This is a genomic window from Bradyrhizobium sp. BLXBL-01, from assembly GCF_051853025.1.
Lineage (GTDB): Bacteria > Pseudomonadota > Alphaproteobacteria > Rhizobiales > Xanthobacteraceae > Bradyrhizobium.
Genome location: NZ_CP182471.1, coordinates 6,730,095 through 6,750,440, shown reverse-complemented (window position 1 = coordinate 6,750,440; position 20,346 = coordinate 6,730,095). Strand labels below are relative to the sequence as shown.

22 protein-coding genes are annotated in these 20,346 nt (G+C 65.5%); 7 read left to right on the top strand and 15 right to left on the bottom strand.

Annotated features, from left to right (window positions below):
• Positions 1–90: 90 nt before the first annotated feature.
• On the bottom strand, positions 91–1,026 hold the full coding sequence (locus ACNJYA_RS31350; RefSeq protein ID WP_439401266.1) for a glycerophosphodiester phosphodiesterase: 936 nt from the start codon (positions 1,024–1,026) through the stop codon (positions 91–93).
• 221 nt (positions 1,027–1,247) lie between these two features.
• Between ACNJYA_RS31350 and ACNJYA_RS31345 the strand changes: the two genes are divergently transcribed.
• The 3 genes from ACNJYA_RS31345 to ACNJYA_RS31335 all read left to right on the top strand — a co-directional run bounded on the left by ACNJYA_RS31345 (position 1,248) and on the right by ACNJYA_RS31335 (position 4,622).
• Entirely contained in the window at positions 1,248–2,207 is a 960-nt protein-coding gene (locus ACNJYA_RS31345; RefSeq protein ID WP_439401265.1) for an acyl-CoA desaturase, read from the top strand.
• A 47-nt stretch (positions 2,208–2,254) separates the two neighbouring features.
• Positions 2,255–3,637 carry an MBOAT family O-acyltransferase gene (locus ACNJYA_RS31340; RefSeq protein ID WP_439401264.1) on the top strand — a complete coding sequence of 461 codons (1,383 nt, stop codon included), beginning with the start codon at positions 2,255–2,257 and terminating at the stop codon, positions 3,635–3,637.
• A 67-nt stretch (positions 3,638–3,704) separates the two neighbouring features.
• Positions 3,705–4,622 (top strand): hypothetical protein, encoded by a 918-nt coding sequence (locus ACNJYA_RS31335; protein ID WP_439403497.1) that lies wholly within the window; start codon positions 3,705–3,707, stop codon positions 4,620–4,622.
• A 5-nt stretch (positions 4,623–4,627) separates the two neighbouring features.
• Here ACNJYA_RS31335 and ACNJYA_RS31330 read toward each other — a convergent pair whose 3' ends face one another.
• The 5 genes from ACNJYA_RS31330 to ACNJYA_RS31310 form a co-directional block, all read right to left on the bottom strand.
• Positions 4,628–6,328 (bottom strand): fatty acyl-AMP ligase, encoded by a 1,701-nt coding sequence (locus tag ACNJYA_RS31330; RefSeq protein ID WP_212259108.1) that lies wholly within the window; start codon positions 6,326–6,328, stop codon positions 4,628–4,630.
• A 24-nt stretch (positions 6,329–6,352) separates the two neighbouring features.
• Positions 6,353–6,607 (bottom strand): acyl carrier protein, encoded by a 255-nt coding sequence (locus ACNJYA_RS31325; protein WP_172787491.1) that lies wholly within the window; start codon positions 6,605–6,607, stop codon positions 6,353–6,355.
• A gap of 215 nt (positions 6,608–6,822) precedes the next feature.
• Positions 6,823–7,629 carry a L,D-transpeptidase gene (locus tag ACNJYA_RS31320; RefSeq protein ID WP_212259109.1) on the bottom strand — a complete coding sequence of 269 codons (807 nt, stop codon included), beginning with the start codon at positions 7,627–7,629 and terminating at the stop codon, positions 6,823–6,825.
• A 162-nt stretch (positions 7,630–7,791) separates the two neighbouring features.
• Positions 7,792–8,553, bottom strand: coding sequence for an ABC transporter permease (locus ACNJYA_RS31315; RefSeq protein WP_212259110.1), 762 nt, complete (start codon positions 8,551–8,553; stop codon positions 7,792–7,794).
• Positions 8,550–9,473, bottom strand: a complete 924-nt coding sequence (locus ACNJYA_RS31310; protein ID WP_212259111.1) for an ABC transporter ATP-binding protein — start codon at positions 9,471–9,473, stop codon at positions 8,550–8,552. The genes ACNJYA_RS31315 and ACNJYA_RS31310 overlap by 4 nt, the downstream gene beginning before the upstream one ends.
• 285 nt (positions 9,474–9,758) lie before the next feature.
• On the opposite strand from ACNJYA_RS31310, the gene ACNJYA_RS31305 reads away from it, so the two are divergent.
• Positions 9,759–10,475 (top strand): hypothetical protein, encoded by a 717-nt coding sequence (locus tag ACNJYA_RS31305; protein WP_212259112.1) that lies wholly within the window; start codon positions 9,759–9,761, stop codon positions 10,473–10,475.
• A 100-nt stretch (positions 10,476–10,575) separates the two neighbouring features.
• Positions 10,576–11,517 carry a LysM peptidoglycan-binding domain-containing protein gene (locus tag ACNJYA_RS31300; protein WP_439364309.1) on the top strand — a complete coding sequence of 314 codons (942 nt, stop codon included), beginning with the start codon at positions 10,576–10,578 and terminating at the stop codon, positions 11,515–11,517.
• A 42-nt stretch (positions 11,518–11,559) separates the two neighbouring features.
• Here the strand turns inward: ACNJYA_RS31300 and ACNJYA_RS31295 are convergent, their stop codons facing one another.
• A complete protein-coding gene (locus ACNJYA_RS31295; RefSeq protein ID WP_260380284.1) occupies positions 11,560–12,633 on the bottom strand; it encodes a tartrate dehydrogenase in 1,074 nt (357 codons plus the stop codon).
• 145 nt (positions 12,634–12,778) lie between these two features.
• Between ACNJYA_RS31295 and ACNJYA_RS31290 the strand changes: the two genes are divergently transcribed.
• Together ACNJYA_RS31290 and ACNJYA_RS31285 are read left to right on the top strand one after the other, a co-directional pair.
• Entirely contained in the window at positions 12,779–13,696 is a 918-nt protein-coding gene (locus tag ACNJYA_RS31290) for a LysR family transcriptional regulator (protein ID WP_439367539.1), read from the top strand.
• Between the two features lie 47 nt (positions 13,697–13,743).
• Positions 13,744–14,568, top strand: coding sequence for an aspartate dehydrogenase (locus ACNJYA_RS31285; RefSeq protein ID WP_439401263.1), 825 nt, complete (start codon positions 13,744–13,746; stop codon positions 14,566–14,568).
• A 4-nt stretch (positions 14,569–14,572) separates the two neighbouring features.
• Here the strand turns inward: ACNJYA_RS31285 and ACNJYA_RS31280 are convergent, their stop codons facing one another.
• The 8 genes from ACNJYA_RS31280 to ACNJYA_RS31245 form a co-directional block, all read right to left on the bottom strand.
• On the bottom strand, positions 14,573–15,877 hold the full coding sequence (locus ACNJYA_RS31280; RefSeq protein WP_439364308.1) for a PQQ-dependent sugar dehydrogenase: 1,305 nt from the start codon (positions 15,875–15,877) through the stop codon (positions 14,573–14,575).
• Positions 15,878–16,015: 138 nt separating this feature from the next.
• Positions 16,016–16,225 (bottom strand): hypothetical protein, encoded by a 210-nt coding sequence (locus ACNJYA_RS31275; RefSeq protein WP_025038081.1) that lies wholly within the window; start codon positions 16,223–16,225, stop codon positions 16,016–16,018.
• Between the two features lie 254 nt (positions 16,226–16,479).
• Complete coding sequence (locus tag ACNJYA_RS31270; RefSeq protein WP_260380281.1) at positions 16,480–17,106, bottom strand: methyltransferase family protein; 627 nt, start codon at positions 17,104–17,106, stop codon at positions 16,480–16,482.
• Between the two features lie 28 nt (positions 17,107–17,134).
• Complete coding sequence (locus ACNJYA_RS31265) at positions 17,135–18,166, bottom strand: NAD-dependent epimerase/dehydratase family protein (protein ID WP_212259118.1); 1,032 nt, start codon at positions 18,164–18,166, stop codon at positions 17,135–17,137.
• Positions 18,167–18,194: 28 nt separating this feature from the next.
• Positions 18,195–18,713, bottom strand: coding sequence for an Mpo1 family 2-hydroxy fatty acid dioxygenase (locus tag ACNJYA_RS31260; RefSeq protein WP_172787530.1), 519 nt, complete (start codon positions 18,711–18,713; stop codon positions 18,195–18,197).
• A gap of 171 nt (positions 18,714–18,884) precedes the next feature.
• Positions 18,885–19,553 (bottom strand): OmpA family protein, encoded by a 669-nt coding sequence (locus ACNJYA_RS31255; protein WP_439364307.1) that lies wholly within the window; start codon positions 19,551–19,553, stop codon positions 18,885–18,887.
• Positions 19,553–19,969 carry a hypothetical protein gene (locus ACNJYA_RS31250; protein ID WP_212259119.1) on the bottom strand — a complete coding sequence of 139 codons (417 nt, stop codon included), beginning with the start codon at positions 19,967–19,969 and terminating at the stop codon, positions 19,553–19,555. The genes ACNJYA_RS31255 and ACNJYA_RS31250 overlap by 1 nt, the downstream gene beginning before the upstream one ends.
• A gap of 88 nt (positions 19,970–20,057) precedes the next feature.
• Positions 20,058–20,345 carry a type II toxin-antitoxin system HicB family antitoxin gene (locus ACNJYA_RS31245; protein ID WP_172787477.1) on the bottom strand — a complete coding sequence of 96 codons (288 nt, stop codon included), beginning with the start codon at positions 20,343–20,345 and terminating at the stop codon, positions 20,058–20,060.
• Between the last annotated feature and the right edge of the window lies 1 nt (position 20,346).

Genomic DNA, 20,346 nt, shown 5'->3' with positions numbered 1-20,346 from the left:
GGTGCGCTGCAGAGCCGGGGCCCACAATTCTGGGTGCCGGCTCTGCGTCGCGTCATTGCATGCCGCGCCGCGTCCGGGACACGAGATTGATTACGGCGCCACCGGCGTCCCCGCCGGCAGCGCGATCCCCTTCTCGCCGGCGACTTGCCGCAGCAGGTCCGGCCTGTCCGAGATGATGCCGTCGACGCCGATCTCGATCATCCGCGCCATGTCTTCACGCTTGTTCACCGTCCAGACCACGACGCGAAGTCCCTGTGCATGGGCCTCGAAAACCAGCGCCGCGGTCACGTCGCCGAAATTGGGTGACCAGATCGCGCCGCCGGCGGCCTTGATCGTCCGCGGCAGCGAGCCGCCGTGATCGGCCGGGCTGAACCCCGCCGTCCAGCTCGTCGCCTTGTCGAGCGCCACCGTCGGGGCCGAGCCGCGCTGGAGCGTCAGGTACACGGTCGGGATCTTCGGCGCCTGCTGCTGCACGAGAAGCAGGGTCCGCCAGTCGAACGACTGGATCATGACGCGGTCGGAGAATCCTTCGGTCTCGATTACCCCGAGCAGCTTCGCGACGAAGGCCTGCGGCTCCAGCGTTTCATCCGGATGATTCGGATCGATCTTGGTCTCGATGTTGAAGCGCACCCGCGTGTTGCCGGACTTGCGCACCAGCGCGAACAGCTCGCGCAAGCTGGGAATGCGCGTACCCGGCAGCGCACGCTGGTCGGGGAATTGTCGTGAGTAGGCAGTCTCGGGGCGGATCTGGCCGACGTCATAGGTCCTGATCTCGTCGAGCCGCAGCTTGACGAAAGGGGTACCGGGCGGAGCGATGTAGGCCCCATCGGGCCGCCGTGCGAGATCGGGATTGAGCCCGCGCTCATGCGAGACGATCACTTCGCCGTCCGCGGTAACGCCGACGTCGAGCTCCAGCGTGTCCACGCCCATCGTCAGCGAATGGGCGAAGGCGGGCAGGGTGTTTTCCGGCAACAGCGCCCGCCCGCCGCGATGCGCCTCGAGGTCGAAGGCCAGATCGGATCCCATGGCCTGTCCCGCCATCACAATCGAGATCACAGTCAGAATGGTTGCAACAGGTGACGGCATGGGGCCTCGAGGGGCAAGCGGAAAGGACCGGATTTGAACGCATTTTGCGTCGCTCGCCTATTCTATGGGCTTTCGCGGCTGTTGAAACCCTGGGTGCCGCGGCTTGGGTTGCGCCCGCCAGGCTTGTATGTAGTCATATGAGCCGACCTGGAAGCCCGACCGTGCAACAGAAACGCGATCACCGCATCATCCGCAGCCGGCACTTCCACAGGATGCAGCGGCGGCATTTCATCATTTTCGATGTGCTGCCGTTCATCGGCACGCTGGTTGCGCTGGGCCTGTTGATTGTCCGCCCGATCGGCGCGATGGAGCTCGGACTGTTGTTCGGCTTCTGGCTGATCACGGGTCTCGGCCTCACCGTCGGCTATCACCGCCTGTTCACGCACCGCGCCTTCGCGACCTCCACGACCATGAGCGCGATCCTGATCGTCATGGGCTCGATGGCCGGCCGCGGCCCCATGCTGTCCTGGGCCGCGATGCACCGGCGGCATCACGAGCTGTCCGATCATGACGGCGACCTGCACTCGCCGCGACTGCATGGTGACGGTCTGCTCGGCCGCCTGCGCGGCTTCCTGCATGCGCACCTGACCTGGATGATCGCGCATGATTATCCCAACGTCGCCCACTACGTGCCGGACCTGATGGCGGACCGCAGGCTGGTTGCGGTCAACAGCCATTACTACATCTGGGTCGGCCTTGGCCTGCTGCTGCCCGCGTTGATCGGCGGCTTGGCGACGATGAGCCTGTGGGGTGTGCTGACCGGCTTTCTCTGGGGCGGCGTGGTGCGGATGTTCGTGGTCGAGCAGACCATGTCTGCCATCAACTCGGTCATGCACAGCTTCGGCGCACAGCCCTTCGTCACCCGCGACGACAACAGCCGCAATCTCGGCGTGATGGCCTGGCTCGCCTGGGGCGAGGGCTGGCACAACAACCATCACGCCTTCCCGTATTCGGCGGCCTTCGGCCTGCGCTGGTTCGAGTTCGATCCCGGCTTCATCTTCATCCGCGCGCTGGAAGCGCTCGGGCTCGCCTGGGACGTCAAGGTGCCGAGCGAGGAAAAGATCGCTCGGCGCATGCTGCGGCAGCCGGGCGATGCCGCCCCCGATCTGGAGGCGGGCTGAGCATCACCGGCCGGCGCGAGGGCCGGTGATGGCGCAGCTTTGATCCGATGCTCTTCAACGACTATCCCTTTCTCCTGGTCTTCCTGCCTGCGGCCTTGCTGATCTACCGCCTGGCAGACCCTTATCCGCATCTGCGGATCGGCGTGCAGGTCGCGCTGTCGCTCGCCTTCTATGCCTGGGGCAGCCCATCGTTCATCCTGCTCCTGATCGCCTCCATCACGATCAACTGGCTCGCTTCGGTGGCCTACGGACGGGTGAAATGGCCGGCGGTGCTGACGCTGGTGATGGTGCTCGATCTCGCGGTTCTGGCGCTGTTCAAATACGCCAATTTCCTGCTCGCCAATCTTGCATTCGTGCTGGATACGAAGTTTCCGGCACTCGACATCGGGCTGCCGCTCGGCATCTCCTTCTTCACTTTTCACCACATCATGTATCTGGTCGATCTGAAGCGCGGCAAGGCGCCGCTCTATGCGCTCGACCGTTACGCGCTCTACATCGCCTTCTTCCCGCAGGCGATCGCGGGCCCGCTGGCGCGATGGTCTGAGGTGATGCATCAGTTCGGCCGGCAGGTCTACGTGCCGGGCTGGCAGCGGCAATTCTGCATCGCCATGTGCTTCATCGCGTTCGGCTTGTTCGAGAAGGTCGTCATCGCCGACGGCCTCGCGCATCTGCTCGATCCCATCTATGCGCAGGCGGCAAGCGGACCGTTGCGAAGCGGCGACGCCTGGCTCGCCTTCTGCTTTTCGTTCCAGATCCTGTTCGATTTCTCCGGCTATTCGGACATCGCGATCGGCCTCGGCCTCTTGTTCGGCGTGCAGCTGCCCTACAATTTCAATGCGCCGTTGCGCTCGACCAATATCCAGGATTTCTGGCAGCGCTGGCACATCACGCTGATGTTGTTCCTGCGCGACTATGTCTTCTATCCCCTGGTCAATCTGCGCCTGTTGCCGCGCCGCTTCTTGCCGGTCCAGTTCTTCGGCGCGATGATGATCACGATGGCGCTGTGCGGCCTCTGGCACGGCGCGAGCTGGACCTTCGTGCTGTGGGGCGTGCTGCACGGCTTCGCGCTGGTGGCTTGCGCGCTGTGGCGCCGCTATGGGCCGGAGTTTCCGTCATGGCTCGGCTGGGCGCTCACCGTCTTGTTCGTGCTGGCGACCGGCGTGATCTTTCGCGCCGGATCGTTGGAGGCGGCCTGGCATGTCTTTTCGGGACTGATCTCACCGCTGCCGCTCGAGCGCGGCAAGCATCTATGGCCGCTGATCGCAGCGCCGCTGTTCGCTTTCCTGCTGCCGGCGAGCCAGGACATCGTCGCGATGCTCACGCGCCGTCCCAAACCGTGGCTCGCCGGTCTGCTCGGCATCGGATTGTTCGCATTGCTGCTCCACATGGGTGGTCGGGATCTGCATGAATTCGTCTACTTCAAGTTCTGAGACCGACCCCGGCTGGGGACGGAGCCTGCTGGCGTGCCTCGGCACGCTCTCGGGAGCCGCCTTGTTGGTGCTCGCACTGATGGTCGTGGTCGATCCCTATGACAGCGGCAAGCTCGGCCTGCTGGGCATCGAGGGGGTCGACAATCGTCTGACGCAAATCACGGCAGCGAGCCGCGCACGCGATGCGAGCTTCGACTCCGTCATCCTCGGCAATTCGACCGGGCAATTGATCCAGCCGGCGGAATTGTCCCGCGCGAGCGAGTTCCGCTTCGTCCAGCTCTACATGACCGGTGCGAGCCCACGCGAGCAACTCGCCGTGCTCGATTTCTTCCTGCGCAATCACCGGAAGGTCGGCGCGCTGGTCATCGCCGCCGATCCCGGCTGGTGCGTGCATGCCCGGCCGACGGAGGAGGGCGTTCCGTTCCCTTACTGGCTCTATGACGGAAGCGTGGTCACTTATGCGGTGCGGCTGATTTCCTGGCAGGCGATCGAGCAGGTCTTCCAACGCATCGGCATCGGGCTCGGCCTGCGACCGCGCATGAACCGTGACGGCTTTGTCAGCTACGAGGACATCTGGCCGCCCGGCCAATTCAAGGAGACCAATGCTCCGAGAGACCCCGCGCCCGTGGCCTCTGCGGAGGCGCGAGCGGTGTTCCCCGAGATCGCGGCCCTCAAGGACGTCGTCCGCAAATTGCCGGTCGACGTGCCCGTCGTCATCATCGTGCCGCCGACCTTCGCTGCCACCGTGGCAAAGCCCGGCACGCAAGCTGAGCTGGAGCGCAACGCCTGCGATGCCGCGCTCGCACAGGTCGTGGCCGGGCGGCCGCGCAGCAACTTCGTCAGCTATCGCCTCGACAACGAGCTCACGCGCGATCGCGCCAGTTTCGTGGACTATATCCACTACCGCCCGGTGCTGGCGCGCAAGATCGAGCAGGGGATTGTCGCGAGCCTGCGCGACGGCGAGAAAGCGAGAATCGATTTCTGAGCAGGTCAGCCGATTTCGTCGAAGGCCGCATCGAGCCAGAGCTTGCGCGCCAGCCTGCGCTGGATCTTTCCGCTGGTGGTTTTCGGCAGGGCACCGGGCCGGATCAGCGCAATGTGGCGCGCGGATAATTCGTGACAGTCGGCAATGGCCTCTCGGATCCGGTCCTTGATCTCGTCACTGTCGATCTTGTGACGTGCCGTGCGCTCCACCTCCTGCACGATGACGAGCGTTTCTTCACCGCCCTCGTCCGGCACCGAGAATGCTGCGCCGCAGTTTGCGCGCAAGCCCTCGTCCAGCGACTGCACCGTGCGCTCGATGTCCTGCGGATAATGGTTGATGCCGCGGATGATGATGAGGTCCTTGATCCGGCCGCTGAGGAACAGCTCGCCGCTTGCATCGAGGAAGCCGAGATCGCCGGTGCGCAGCCATGCGCCGTGCTCGCCGTCGATCTCCGCATTGAGCAGCTCGTTCGTTGCGTCATCGTTGCGCCAATAGGCGCGGGCGATGTTGGCGCCGCTGACCCAGATCTCGCCGACGCAGTCGGGGGGCAGGCGTGTGCATTTACCGGGATCGACGATGGCGATCTGCTCACCCTCGAGCGCGCGCCCGCAGCCGACCACGATCTGCGCATCGTCAGCTTCCGAGGCCGTCTCTGCTCTATGCGCCTGAAGCGCCGCGCGACTGACGCGACGCGTCAGATGACCGCCGCCGCGCGTTCCTCCTGAAATGAGCAGCGTCGCTTCCGCCATGCCGTAGGCCGGATACATCGCGCGCGGATCGAAGCCGTGCGGCGCGAAGGTCGCGGCGAACCGCTCGATGGTTTCTGCGCGCACCGGCTCGGCGCCGTTCAGGGCGATCCTCAGCGAGGACAGGTCGATGCCGTCCATCTGGTCGGCGCGGTGGCGGCTGACGCAGAGGTCGAAGCCGAAATTGGGGCTGCACGCCACCTCGGCGCGATAGTGCGAGATCGCGCGCAGCCATCCGAGCGGCCGCTGCATGAACGCGTTCGGCGCCATCAGCACGCAGGTCGCCCCGACATAGAGCGTCTGCAGCGCGTTCAGGATCAGCCCCATATCGTGGTAGAGCGGCACCCAATTGACGTAGGTCGATCGCCTGGTGTTGCCGAGCGCGATCCGGATCATCTCGAGATTTGCGAGCAGATTGGCGTGGCTGACCATCACCCCCTTCGGCTCGGAGGTCGAGCCGGAGGTGTATTGCAGGAAGGCGATGTCATCCGCCGCCGGATCCGCCAGCGCGACCGGTGCCAGGGTCGCCGGACCGAGATCGACCTCGATCCATCGGATGTTCTCGTGTGCGAAGCGCGTTTGCAGATCGCCGCGAAGCGAGAGGGCTGAACTGGTCAGCGCCACCGCTGGCGTGCAGTTGGCGAGAATTGCGGCGCTGGCATCGCGCGCACCGTTTCGCCGCGGCATCATCATCGGCACGGCGATGATGCCGGCCATCAGGCAGCCGAAGAACGCCACCAGAAATTCGAGACCGGGTGGAAATACCAGGATGGCGCGGTCGCCAGGGCGCGCGACCGCGGTCAGGCGCGCCGCGAGCGCACTTGCGCAATCGCGCAACTGGCGGAAGGTAAGGGCAGCTTCTTCAGTCCCGCGGTCAGAGACGAAGACATAGGCGCGGTCATTGGCCTGCTCCGCCGCGCGCCGGGCCAGGAGCGCCACGAGCGAGCGGGGAGTGTCCATCGGATTGCGCCGGTTCAGGCCGTGTCAGGCGGCCGGTCGGATCGCGCGCTTGTCGGCAAGAAACCGGGACAAGGCCTCAACGGTCGGATGGTCGTAAAAGTCGTCGGTCGACAGTTCGATGTCGAGCTTCTCCTCGAGCTCCATCATCAGGTAGACCAGCATCGCCGAATCGAGACCGAGGCGGTTGAATTTGGTGCCGGTGTCGACCCGATCCCTGGAGATGCGCAGGATATTGGCCAGCGCGGTAACGCAGAAATCCGAAATCTGCTCGCGTGTCATGTCATTTCCCAGAAACAATGGGAACGACAATACGGGCGACCCCAAGCTTGTCAATTTGGCCGGGGCGCCGCTGCGTTGAAGGTTGGGGACTGTTGCCTTCCTGCGTCGGTGAGCTGCTCGATTCCTGCCGGCCTGGAGTTGTCCGGTCCACCGCGGCGCCGGCGCGTCAGCACGATTTGATTCGCTGCAGCGCCCGGCGTCGCGTTCAGGCTGCGTCAGTTCTGATAATAATAGCTGCGCGGCTGATAATATTGCCGGGCCTGCGGCTGATGATAGTAGCCCTGCTGGCCGTAGCCCTGGTCGTATGTTGGTTGCGGCAGCTGTTGATAGGCCTGCGTGCCATAGGGGCGGGTGATCGGGCGCGGCGCCGGATAGCGCGCGCCGGTGTCGCTGCCGTCGGCCGGGTAGATGTAGTTGTCGTCCTGCGGCATGTAGCGCCGTTCGGGCTGCGCCGGCGGCATCAGGTTCACCGGGGCGCCTGTGGTGGCGTATTGCTCTTCAGCAGGCTGCGGGGCGCGGGCCACCGCATTGGCATTGCGGCCGCGCGGATTGCGCGCCAGCGCCACCTGTGCCGAGCCCGTCAGCGTCACCGTGGTGTTGAGCACGCCCTGCTGCTGCACCAGCGCATAGAGCGTCGAGGCGTTCTGGCGCGACAGGCGCACGCAGCCATGGGATGCCGGCGAGCCGAGCCGGCCGACCGAGTCCGTGCCGTGGATGGCGTGCCCGACCTTGGTGAAGAAGATCGCGTGCGGCATCGGCGCGTCGTCGAATTCCTTGGAATAGTGGTCCTCTTCCATCCGGAAGGCGCGGAAGGCGCCATTCGGCGTCTCGCGCGAGGGGATGCCGGTCGACACCGGCCAGCGGTAGCGCGCGACCCCGTCGACGGCGACGGTCAACTGCTGATTGTCCTTGTCGACGGTGATCTCGACCTTGGCCTGCGCGGTGCTTACGCTCAAAAGCATCAGGGATGCAAAAGCAACTAAAAACGAACGCATCTGACTTCTGGCCTCCGGCCTGTTCATGCTCGCGCCGCGGCTCTCCGTCCCCCGGCGTGCATTATGCCTGCGGCCCTGCGTTGGTTCCAGCGGCCTGCCTGTCCATCGTTAACGTGATGCCGGGCGTAAGCAAGGCCGCTTTGTGCCGCGCCGGCCAGCGGCGCTGACATTTTCGCGAGCGCCGCGCGGTCAGTTCTTGAGCCGGTATCCAGTTCGGAAAATCCACCAGATCACGACCAGGCAGATCACCAGGAAGGCCAGCGTCATGCCGATGCTGAGGAGTACGCTGACGTCGGCGATCTCGTAGAAGCTCCAGCGGAAGCCCGAGATCAGGTAGACGACCGGGTTGAGCAACGCCACCGTGCGCCAGGTGGGCGGCAGCATGTCGATGGAATAGAAGCTGCCGCCGAGGAAGGTCAGCGGCGTCACCACCAGCATCGGGATCATCTGCAGCTTCTCGAAGCCGTCGGCCCAGATGCCGATGATGAAGCCGAACAGGCTGAACGTCACCGCCGTCAGCACCAGGAAGGCCAGCATCCAGATCGGATGATGGATGTGCAGCGGCACGAACAGGCCGGCGGTCGCCAGGATGATCAGGCCGAGGATGATCGACTTGGTCGCGGCGGCGCCGACATAGCCGAGCACGATCTCGAAATAGGAGATCGGCGCCGACAGGATCTCGTAGATCGTGCCGGTGAATTTCGGGAAGTAGATGCCGAACGAGGCGTTGGCGATGCTCTGCGTCAGCACCGAGAGCATGATCAGGCCCGGGACGATGAAGGTGCCGTAGCTGACGCCCTCGACCTGGCTGATGCGCGAGCCGATCGCGGCGCCGAACACCACGAAATAGAGCGAGGTCGAGACCACCGGCGAGACGATGCTTTGCAGCAGCGTTCGCCAGGTGCGCGCCATTTCGAACAGATAGATGGCGCGGATGGCGCGGTGGTTCATGACGTCCTCACGAGGTCGACGAAGATGTCCTCGAGCGACGATTGCGTCGTGTCGAGGTCGTTGAAGCGGATGCCGGCGGTGCGGAGGTCGCCGAGCAGGCTGGTGATGCCGGTGCGCTCGCCCTTTGTGTCGTAATCGTAGACCAGCGTCGCGCCTTCATCACAGAGCTCGAGCTCGTAATGCGCGAGACTATCCGGCAACGACGTCACCTTGTTCTGCAAATGCAGCGTCAGCCGCTTCTTGCCGAGCTTCTGCATCAAGGTCGTCTTGTCCTCGACCAGCACGATCTCGCCCTTGTTGATGACGCCGATGCGGTCGGCCATCTCCTCGGCTTCCTCGATGTAATGCGTGGTGAGGATGATGGTGACGCCGGACTGCTGAAGTCCGCGCACCACCTCCCACATGCCCTTGCGCAGCTCGACGTCGACGCCGGCGGTCGGCTCGTCCAGGAACAGGATCTGCGGCTCGTGCGACAAGGCCTTGGCGATCATCACGCGGCGCTTCATGCCGCCCGAGAGCGTGATGATCTTGTTGTCCTTCTTGTCCCAGAGCGAGAGGGCCTTCAGCACCTTCTCGATGTGGTCGGGGTTCTTCGGCTTGCCGAACAGGCCGCGGGAGAAGCTCACGGTCGCCCACACGCTCTCGAAGGCGTCGGTGTGCAATTCCTGCGGCACGAGGCCGATCAGCGAGCGGGCCTTGCGGTAGGAGGTCTGGATGTCCTCGCCGCCGACGAGGACACGGCCCTCGCTCGGATTGGCGATGCCGCAGATGATCGAGATCAGCGTGGTCTTGCCGGCGCCGTTGGGGCCGAGCAGCGCAAAAATCTCGCCGCGCGTGATGTCGAGATTGACGTTCTTGAGCGCCTTGAAGCCGGACCCATAGGTCTTCGACAGATTGGCGACGGATATGATGGAAGACATGATGGCCGCAAGGCTGAGGAGCAAAGGTGGGGGAAGGGGCCGCACCATCCAGGAGGGCAGGTCGGCGGAGCCCTGAAATAGGAACGCTGTTGTCCCTCCGCAATTCCCCGGAGAAAAATGGTCTCAAAACAGGCGCTTCAGTGGCATGTTCCCGGCAAGTGTTGCGCGATGGTCACGGCTTGCTGCTAAGATTGGCGCTCACGCGGCTCTTTGTTGCGTCTGCGAGCGCGCCGTGGCTACGATTCCGGCCAATCGCGAAGCGTATTGTCTCCGGGGAAAAGATCGATGAGACCGAACGGCCGTCACACCGCCGGCGCCAGCCAGCTGTCCGCCCTCCGTGCCTGGGCGATGGGCCTGCTCATGCTGTCAGCTGTTGCCATCAGCCCGACCACCGCCAAGGCCGCACCGAGCCAGGCCGCGGCGGCGACCACGCATGTCTATCTGCTCCGCGGCGTGCTCAACATCTTTTCGCTCGGCCTCGACACGATCGGTGCCCGCCTCCAGGCGCAGGGCGTCCCGGTGACCGTCGCCAATTTCGTGTCTTGGTCCTCGCTCGCCGATGAAGCGGCGGCTGCCTACAAGGCCGGGCGGCTCAAGACCATCATCCTGGTCGGCCATTCCTCCGGTGCGACCGCGCTGCCCGACATGATTGCCAAGCTCAACCAGCTCGGCGTGCCTGTGAAACTCGCGATCGGCCTCGATTCCGTGTTCAAGACCAAGCTCTCGACCGGCGCGGAGCGCTACATCAACATCTATATCGGTGACGGCCCCGGCGAGCCGGTGCGGGCCGCGGCCGGCCTTCGCGGCAAGCTCGACAATGTCGATGTCCGCGGCACCGGAGTCGGCCACATCTCGATCGACAAGAACGAGGCGATCCAGCGCCGCGTCATCGCCGAGATCGACGCCGCGATCATGCGCTCGCGCGCCCCGGCTGCCCCCGTTGCGGAGCCCGGCGCACCGCGGCCCGCGCGGGCGGCGGCGGCGGCTCCGGCGAGGAACTAGTCCGGAACGCTACGCTTCGGCGCCGCAAAATCTGCCAATTCCGCGGTCAAGAAGTACCGCAAGGGGAGGCGCCGCCTCCGGTGGTAGGACTTCTGAACGGATGGTTGATCCAAGGCGCCTGATCGTGCTGGCAGCAATTGTGCTGCTCGCCCTCGGCACGGGCACGGCCGCGGCTTCTCCGCCCAAGTCCAAGACCATTGCGGCGGTCCCCGCCGCGCCGCCGCCCCCGCCGTTCGAGCCATTGCCGCCGCCGAAGGTCTATCTGTTTCGCGGCGCCATGGGCCCGATCTTCTCGACCGGCATGGATCGGCTCGGCGAGAAGCTGACGCAGGCCGGCTTCTCGGCCGACGTCTACGAATTCACGCTGTGCCGGCTGATCGGCAACCGCGCCATCGCCAGCTACAGGGAGAAGGCGGCGCCGATCGTGCTGATCGGCCATTCCATGGGCGGGCTGTGCTCGATCGTCATTTCCGAGATGGCGGCCAAGGAGAACATCCCGATCAGCCTCGTCATCGCCATCGATCCCGCGCACGCGACCGGCGATGTCCCCCTCAACGTCGAGCGCTTCATCAACATCTTCCTGTCCGACAGCGTGCTCGGCGGCGGCGACGTCGTGGCTGTCCCCGGCTTTCGCGGCCATTACGCCAGCTATGACCTCAAGGAAAACGCGCGCGTCAGCCACATCAACATCGAGAAGTCCGACGACATCCATCGTCAGATCGTCGGGATGGTGACGCAGCTGCCGCGCATTCCGCCGCAGACGCAGGCCGATGCCGTGCCGCTGCGCTATCTGGTGCCGGCGGATACGCTGGTCGAATTGTGGGACAGCGGCGTGCGGGTGCCGGTGCGCCGCGGCGACACCATGGAGAGCATCGCCGCAGCCAACCGCGTGCCGCTGTGGACGCTGGCGCAGAGCAACTCGTTGCCGGAGAACGCGCAGCTGACGCCGGGCCAGACCATCATCGTCCCCCGCCATCTGACACCGCCAGAGCCGGCCGCCGCGATGGCCACGCCGCCGGCGGCACCGGCGGGGCGGAGATAGCACGTTCTTCGCCTCTGCCCGGAAGCGGAGAGAGGACGAAGACTATACATTCGATCCGTGGATCGCTTCGATCACGGCGTCCGTGACCTCCTTCGTCGTCGCCTTGCCCCCGACATCCGGCGTCAGCACGCCCGCGGCGCAGACGCGCTCGACGGCGGCCATCAGCCTCGAGGCGGCCTCCTTCTCGCCGAGATGCTCGAGCATCTGCGCGCCGGTCCAGAACGTCGCGACCGGGTTGGCGATGCCCTTGCCGGTGATATCGAAGGCCGAGCCGTGGATCGGCTCGAACATCGAGGGGAAGCGGCGCTGCGGATCGATGTTGCCGGTCGGCGCGACGCCGAGGCTTCCCGCCAGCGCGCCGGCGAGGTCGGAGAGGATGTCGGCGTGGAGGTTGGTCGCGACGATGGTGTCGAGGCTCTTCGGATGCAGCGTCATCCGCACCGTCATGGCGTCGACCAGCATCTTGTCCCAGGTCACATCAGGGAATTCGCCGGCGACCTCGGCCGCGATCTCGTCCCACATCACCATGCCGTGCCGCTGCGCGTTCGACTTGGTCACGACGGTCAGGAATTTGCGCGGGCGCGACTGCGCGAGCTGGAACGCATAGCGCATGATGCGGGTGACGCCGACGCGGGTGAACACCGCGACCTCGGTGCCAACCTCTTCCGGCAGGCCCTTGTGGGCGCGCCCGCCCATGCCGGCATATTCGCCTTCCGAGTTCTCGCGCACGATCACCCAGTCGAGATCGCCGACGCCGACATTGCGCAGCGGCGAGGCGACGCCCGGCAGGATCTTGGTCGGCCGCACATTGGCGTATTGATCAAACCCCTGGCAGATCGGCAGGCGCAGGCCCCATAGCGTGATGTGGTCGGGCACGTCGGGGGCGCCGACCGCGCCGAAATAGATCGCGTCGAACTTCTTCAGCTCGCCGAGACCGTCCGCCGGCATCATCACGCCGTGCTTCTTGTAATAATCCGAGCCCCAGTCGAACGTCTTGACGTTGAAGGAGAGGTCGCCGCTGCGCTTGGCCAGGGCCTCCAGCACGCGGACACCGGCCGAGATCACCTCGGGGCCGATGCCGTCGGCGGGAATGGCTGCGATCGAATGGGTGCGCATGGAAAGCTCCGCGGGAGAGATCGTGCCGACATATTCGGCGGTCGGCGTCGCCGGCGAATCTAGACGGGAGTGCAGGGCAAACTCAATCGGTGCTGGTTTATACAAAAAAATGATATAATCCTCGCTGAGACGAGAGGACCGGCAAATGGAATTGCATCAGCTCCGATGCTTCGTGGCGACGGCCGAGCAGCTGCATTTCGGCCGCGCGGCACAGCAGCTTCAGATGCTGCCTTCTGCGCTCGGCCGGCAGATCAGGCTGCTGGAGGAGGATCTGGGAACGCGGCTGTTTGCGCGGACGACGCGCGCTGTGTCGCTCACCGAGGACGGCACGACGCTGCTGCGCGATGCCCGCGCCATCCTCGCCAAGGTCGAGGCGGTCGAGAGCAGCCTCCGCAATCGCTCGCGCGCGGGGACCGCGCGGCGGCTGCGGGTCGGTGCCATCGACAGCGCCGCGGCCGGATTGCTGCCGCCGCTTCTGCGCGATTTCCGCGCCAGGCATCCTGACATCGCGGTGCAGCTCCTCGAAGACAAGACTGTCCGGCTGCTGCCGAAGATCTTGACCGGCGCGCTCGATCTCGCCTTCGTGCGTCCGCCTGACCGGCCGGACAAGCGGCTTGAATTCCGCGACCTGCTCCAGGAGAGCGCGATCGTTGCGTTCCCGCGCCGGCACGCGCTGGCCGGGCGCAAAGCGATCACGCTGACGGATATCGCCGAGGAGGCGATGCTGGTGCCGGACCGCCGCTCGCGGCCGCACAGCCACGATCTCACGGTCAAACTGTTCGAGCAGGCCGGCCTGACGCCGCGCATCGTGCAGGTCGCCGACGAGAAGCAGACCATCATCAACCTCGTGGCAACGAAGCTCGGGGTCGCAATCGTGCCGCGCTGGACCGCTCGGATGGCGGTGACCGGTGTGCGCTTCGTGCCGCTTCGACCGAGGCAGAGCGGGCCGGTCGGCCGCCTGCCGCTTGCCGCAGCCTGGCTGCGCGGCTCGCGCGATCCGGCCCGCGATGCCTTGCTGGCGGTTCTGGAAGCCCGCCTGCGCAGCTATGCGCGGGAGGCGTGAGCGGCTATGACATCGGCCAAAACAGAGGCCAAGACAGAGGGATGGTGATGACGGATCAGAAGGCTTCGAGCGAATTGCGGGTGACCATTGCCGGGCTGGGCTCGATCGGCGCCAAGATTGCAACCGCGCTCGATCAGGGCATCGAGGGCCTGTCGCTCACGGCCGTGGCAGTGCGAGACCCCGCCAAGCATCAAGCCTTCATCGACAGCTTGCGTCGCCCACCGACAATCCTGCCGCTCGACCAGCTCGGCGAAGCCGCCGACATCGTGGTCGAATGCGCGCCGACAAGCCAGCTGCGTGCGATCGTCGAGCCGGCAGTGAAGCGCGGCAGGGCCGCTGTCGTGGTCAGCGTCGGCGGCTTGCTCGACAATTTCGATCTCGTCGATCTTGCCCGCGCCAATGGCGGCCGCATCCTGGTGCCGACCGGCGCGCTGATGGGCCTCGATGCCGTCAACGCCGCCGCAATCGGCACTATCCATTCGGTGAAGATGGTGACGCGCAAGCCGATCGACGGCTTGAAGGGTGCGCCGTTCATCGTTCAGAACAACATCGACATCGACAATCTGCGCGAACCGCTGAAATTGTTCGAGGGCAGCGCGCGCGAAGCCGCAAAGGGCTTTCCGGCGAATGTCAACGTCGCCGTTGCGTTGTCGCTGGCGGGCATCGGGCCCGATCGCACCCAGATGCAAGTTTGGGCCGATCCGACCGTGACACGCAACGTTCACCGCATCGAGGTCGAGGCGGATTCGGCGCGGTTCTCGATGGGCATCGAGAACATCCCGTCCGAGAATCCCAAGACCGGCCTGATCACGGCGCTGTCGGTGATCGCATTGCTCCGCAAGCAGCGCGCCACGCTCTGCGTCGGGACGTAAGCTGCTACGCTCCCGTGACGCGCCAGATCACGTTGCCGACGTCGTCGGCCATCAGCAGCGACTTCTGGTCAGGACCGATCGCGACGCCGACCGGGCGGCCGTAGGATTCCTTCTCGTCCGGCGACAGGAAGCCCGACAGGATGTCGCGCGAGGGGCCGGACGGCTTGCCGTTCGCGAACGGGATGAACACCAGCTTGTAGCCGGACAGCTTGCTGCGATTCCACGAGCCGTGCTGGCCGATCACCATGCCGTCGCCGAAGCCGGGCAGGGTGCCTGCGGGCATCCAGCACAGGCCGAGCGAGGCGGTGTGGCCGCCCAGCGCGTAGTCCGGCTGAATCGCCTTGGCGACCATCGCCGGATCCTGCGGCACGCGGTCGTCCACCGTCTTGCCCCAGTAGCAATAGGGCCAGCCGTAGAAGCCGCCGTCGTGAACTGAAGTGAGATAGTCCGGCGGCGTCTCGTCGCCGAGACCGTCGCGCTCGTTGACGACGGTCCACAGCACGCCGGTCGTCGGCTCCCAGGCAAGGCCTACGGGATTGCGCAAGCCCGCGCCGAAAATGCGATGCGTGCCGGCAACGAGATCGAGCTCGTAGACGGCGGCGCGGCCTTGCTCGACCTCCATGCCCATCTCCGCGATGTTGCTGAGCGACCCGACGCCGGCATAGAGCTTCTTGCCGTCGGGACTGGCGAGCAAGCTGCGCGTCCAATGGCCGGCAGGCTTGAACGTCGTGAGCCGCTTGCCCGGCGCGGTGATGCGATCGGCATCGGCAACGTAGGGGAAGGCCATCACGCCGTCGGTGTTGCCGACGTAGAAAGTGTCCCCGACCAGCGCCATGCCGAACGGCTGGTTGAGGTTCTCCATGAACGCGCCGCGAACCTCCGCAACGCCATCGCCGTCCTTGTCGCGCAACAACGTGATGCGGTTGGCGGAGACGCCGAGTGCCGCGGCGCGGCGCATCGTCGCCTGCATCGCATAGTGGAACACGCTGCGCGGAGCGCCTGCGATCTGCGTCGCCTCCGCGATCAGCACGTCGCCATTGGGCAGCACCTCGATCCAGCGCGGATGGTCGAGGCCGGTCGCGAACGCATTGACCTTGAGCCCGGGCGCAGCGATCGGCTTTTCCCCATCGCGCCAGCCGCGTGCGGTCGGCATCTTCAAGGTCGGGATCGCGCCTTGCGGCTTCGCTTCGGGAATTGCGGGCTTCTCGCCCCAGGCCGGCGCGGGCTCGGTGCCCGTCATCTTGCGCCATTGCAGCGCGATGCCGCCGATGAACGCGACGAACTGCGCGAAGATGCTGGAAAACGTCATGACAGGCCCCCGGTTGCGCGCGCATCCAACTGGCTGACGGGGCAGACGTCAACCTGTGTGGCGCGCCGCAGAGGCCTATTCCCGTGGAATGGCAGCCGATCGAATTTGCATGGGACAGTCGCGGCGTCGGCCCGGAGATCAACGACCGATCTGCCGCTCCAACCGCCGTGCCGCGCGAAAATCGTCCAGGTGACGGATGTTCGGCGCCAGCGCGGCTTCCCTGGACAGCAGATGATAGACCCGCGCCACCGTGCGCTGCTTCTGCTTCGTCCGCCCGGGCGGCAGCGCCCGCGCCTTGCGGACGGCGGCGATCGCGTGCGCGCGAAAATAATCGTAGGCGTCCGACATGGCTCGATGCTCTGCGGTCGCTGGCAGATGTCGAGGGGCAACGAGCGAGCGGAGGGCTGGTTCCTTGGGGACCAAGATCGTGTGCTCGTGCCCCGGACGCAGCGCAGCGCCCCGGCGATGCGAAGCATCGTCCGGTGCGATGCGCTGCAGAGCCGGGGCCCATCTCGCCCCATGCACGAATAGCCGTCTGGGGTCCCGGCTCTGCGCAGCAGCGTTGCACGCTGCAGCGCGTCGGGGACACGAAAGTGACGCCTTTACCGTGGCGACGTGAACGGAATGATCATTGGAACGCGGCGGCAATAGGCGCCATAGGCGTCTTCGCCGAGCTCCTTCGAGAGGAACACTTCTTCCATCCGGCCCTTCTGCCACATGCCGAGCGAGATCAGGATCGCGCCGAGGATCGTCGTCACCAGGCCGATCGCAACGCCGGTCACCAGCATTCCGAAGATCAGGCCGGTGTAGATCGGGTGACGGACGATGCCGTAGGGGCCGGTGTCGATGACGCGGTGGTCTTCCTTGTGGGTGATGGTGTTGGACCAGAACTTGCCGAGATGCAGCCGCCCCCACCATGCGAAAGCAATTCCGGCGACCGAGAGGACCGCTGCGATGGTGATGCCGGCGTTGCCGAGCACCCAAAGCGGCTTCCAGCCCATGACCTCCGCAATGAATGGCGTGTACAGGATGCCGCCGACGAGGATCGGCAGGCTATAGCGCTGCGACTCCAGCGTCATGACCTGCTTCTTGGTCCGCCCCTGCCAGAACGACGCGCCCACCCAGCTCGCGAGAAAGGCGAGCCAGATCAGGGCAAGGAGTTCGGTCGGCCAGGTCGTGGTCCAGCCACCCCAGGCGACAGAAAGAAGCTTGCTGAAATCGAAAGACATGAAGGTTCTTTGCGTTTGGGCGGCGGCTTCAGCTCGCGCGCGAGGAGAGCGCGTGATGCTTGAGGGCGCCGGAGGGCTGCTGGCCGTTGCGGGCGAGCAGATGGGTGATGGTTTCGCGCAAGACCGGCTCGATCGGACGCGGCGAATAGCCGAGCTCGTTACGGGCCTTGCCGATCGAAAGATCGCTCGCGGCGAGTGCGATCCGCACGCCCTCGGCGGTGCCGTTCGGCGGCCGGCGCGTGATGTGGTCGGCGATGGATTCGAGCATGATCGCAGAGAGCTCGGCGATCTTGCCGGGTACGACGATCGGAAACTGCCGGCGGCCGCTCATCGCCGACATCATGCGCAGGATGTCGCCGAGCGGGACGCAGTCGCCGCCGAGGATGTAGCGCTGCCCGAGGCGGCCGCGTTCCATGGTCAGCACGAGGCCCATGGCGACGTCGCGGACGTCGACCAGGTTGACCAGGAAGTTGAGATGCGGCTGCACCTTCTTCTGCAGGAAGTACCAGAGCATCGCGGTCGGCGGTGTCAGATTATGGTCGGCAGCGCCGATCGGCATGGTCGGCGTGCCGATCACCAGCGGAAAGCCCGCTTCTGCCGCCTTGGCGGCATGATGCTCGGCGAGCGATTTTGAGCGCGTGTAGGCGCCGGGCATCGCCTCGGCCGGCTGCAGCGCCTCTTCGGCGGGAACGCCTTTGAGGTCGGAATAGGGGAACAGGATCGATTCCGTCGAGCAGTGCAGGAAGCGCGAGACGCCCCGCTTCATTGCCGCTGCGAGCACGATTTCGGTACCGCGGCAATTGACGTCGTGGAAGTCCTGCTTGTTGGCGACCCACATGCCGGGCAGGCCGGCGAGGTGATAGACCTGATCGACACCGGCGATCGCCGCATCGACCGCGGCGCAATCCAGCACCGAGCCGAGGACGTGATCGACGTCCGCGTTCGCCGCGGTCGGCGCACGGACATCGAGAACGCGGACCCGCTGCCCACGGGCGCGGAGCGCTTCTACGAGGTGATGTCCGATGAAGCCGCTGCCACCGGTAACCAGGACGAGAGCCATGCAGAAGGTTGCTGTTTTGCTTCGAGCGTTATCGGGTTGAAAGGGAATTGGCCGGAAGAGGCGCCAGAATCGCGGCAAGGTCGCGACGGAAGCCCAATGCAATGAATAATTTTGCCATGACGAACATCGGTCCAAGCAAAAGATGCGAGGGAAAAGTGAACAACGAGGCCTCGCGCCCCTCAAAAACCTTATGGCCGATGGCCTGCGCGGCGAGGCCGAGCGCCACCAGAGTCGCGAAAATCGCCCACATCGTCGCGGTGCCGACCTGCGCCGCAATGGTCGTCGCAACCGAAAACAGCACGACCGAGACGGCCAGAATGCCGAGCCCGAGCGCCGCGTCGAGCAGCAGCCAGTAAATCAAGACCGGCACGGCCAGGACCACCGCCAGGCTCACGTTGAATCCGAACAGCGGAAGCTTGACCAGCGTCAGCGGCAGCACGGCGCCGGTGAACAGCAGCAGGATGCCGACCACATGCATCGCCGTGTTCCGGGGATCGCGATGGTACTCGACATACACGGCAAGTTGGCGCTGGAAAAAGCCACCCATTTCGGTCTCATGCAGCACGGGGTCGGGAAGGGCGAACAGAGGCTATAGCACTGGACCGGGCGGTGCACAAACCGGCACTTTTGTCGCGCGAAACCGTGTGCGCGCGCCCGGGACAGGCTGCAAAATAGCCCGCGCTTCAAGGGGTTCCGTCAACCGCGGAGCCGCCTTTGCTCAGCGCTTCTTGGCGGGCTTTTTAGCCGCAGGCGCGGGGGCCGCAGCCGGATGCGGCGCCTCCTCCGGCAGCTTGGCATAGGTCAGGATCTGCAACTGGCCGTTGACGGCGGAGGTCGGCTTGGTCCGGTCGAGGAATTGCTCCTCGCCGAGGCCGATCGGATGCAGCCGCTTGGTCGAGATCTTGAAGGTGTTCACCAGCACGTCGCGGATCGCATCGGCCCGGCGCTGGCTCAGGATCGCATTGGCCTCGCGCGTCTTCGAATTGGATTCGACGTGGCCGACGATCAGGAAGGTGTAGGGCAGCAGCGAGGAGTGAACCAGCGCGTCCGCAATGCGGCCGACGGTCTGGTAGGACGCCGGCTGGATGATCGGCGTGTCTGCGTCGAACTGGATCTGCGCATTGAACGCGGGCAGCTTGGCAAGCTCCGGCGCGATCAACGGCCGGTTCACCGGACCCGGATCGTTCTTGATCCTGGTCTTGGCGCGCTCCATCACCTGCTGCTTCAGCGCGGGCAGGTCGACCTCGGCGGCTTCCTCGAAATGGTTCAGCTTGCCGACGATGTCGTCGCGGGTCGGTGCCGCCGTCTGCGCGCCGGCGGTGCCCGCGAGCAAAGCGAGGCCCAGCGCCAAGCCCAGCCCTGCGGTGGCGAGCCCGTTCGCGCGCATCAGCGATACCCCGCGTCGTCGACGGCCTTCAGGCAGTTGTTGCTGATGCCCTTGGGGGTCGAGACCAGGCAGGGGACCGACTTGCTGGTCTCCTTGGTCGAGCCGCCGCAGACCTTGACGATCTCGCGCTGGCAGGCGTTCGCCACCGTGACGCGCGCGGCGACGCGCTTCTGGATGGCGTCGAACACGCCGAGATAGTCGCTCGCGCATTGCGGCGTGAGCACGTCGCGGTTGCGCGACAGGCACTCCTTCAGGCGGGTCGAGTCCGGGTTGACGCCGCGGCAATTGGCGACGATTTCCGCACCGCAGCTCGCCGCCAGCTTCCCGATCGAATCGCCAAAGCTCATGGTCTCCGCCGCCGCAAGCGACGGCATCCCCAATGCAAGCACGATCAATGTGATGGAGCCCCGGACCATGGGTTTATCTGATACGGGGAAGTTCGCGGTGGTCAAGGGGCGTTCGGGCGAGAACTGTCGAGAGTCCGCTTGGTGCGGCGAACAGTCCTCACTCCGCGTCCGCGGCGGGTGGCCATTCGATCAGGACGGCCGTGTGTTTCCCCAGGTCCTCGGCAAACTCCGGATCGGCCTTGAGCTCGTCCAGCGTTCGAGGCGGGGGCAGCTGGCGACCGTCCGCGATCAGTTCCTGCGCATAGAATGCGAGCGCCTCGGGCGCATTCTCGAGGGCCTCGTCGACATCGTCGCCGCCGGAGAAGCAGCCGGGCAGGTCCGGAAACCACACGCCGACGGCCTCGTCCGGGTCGGCGTTCTCAATGATGGCAACGTACCGAGCCATC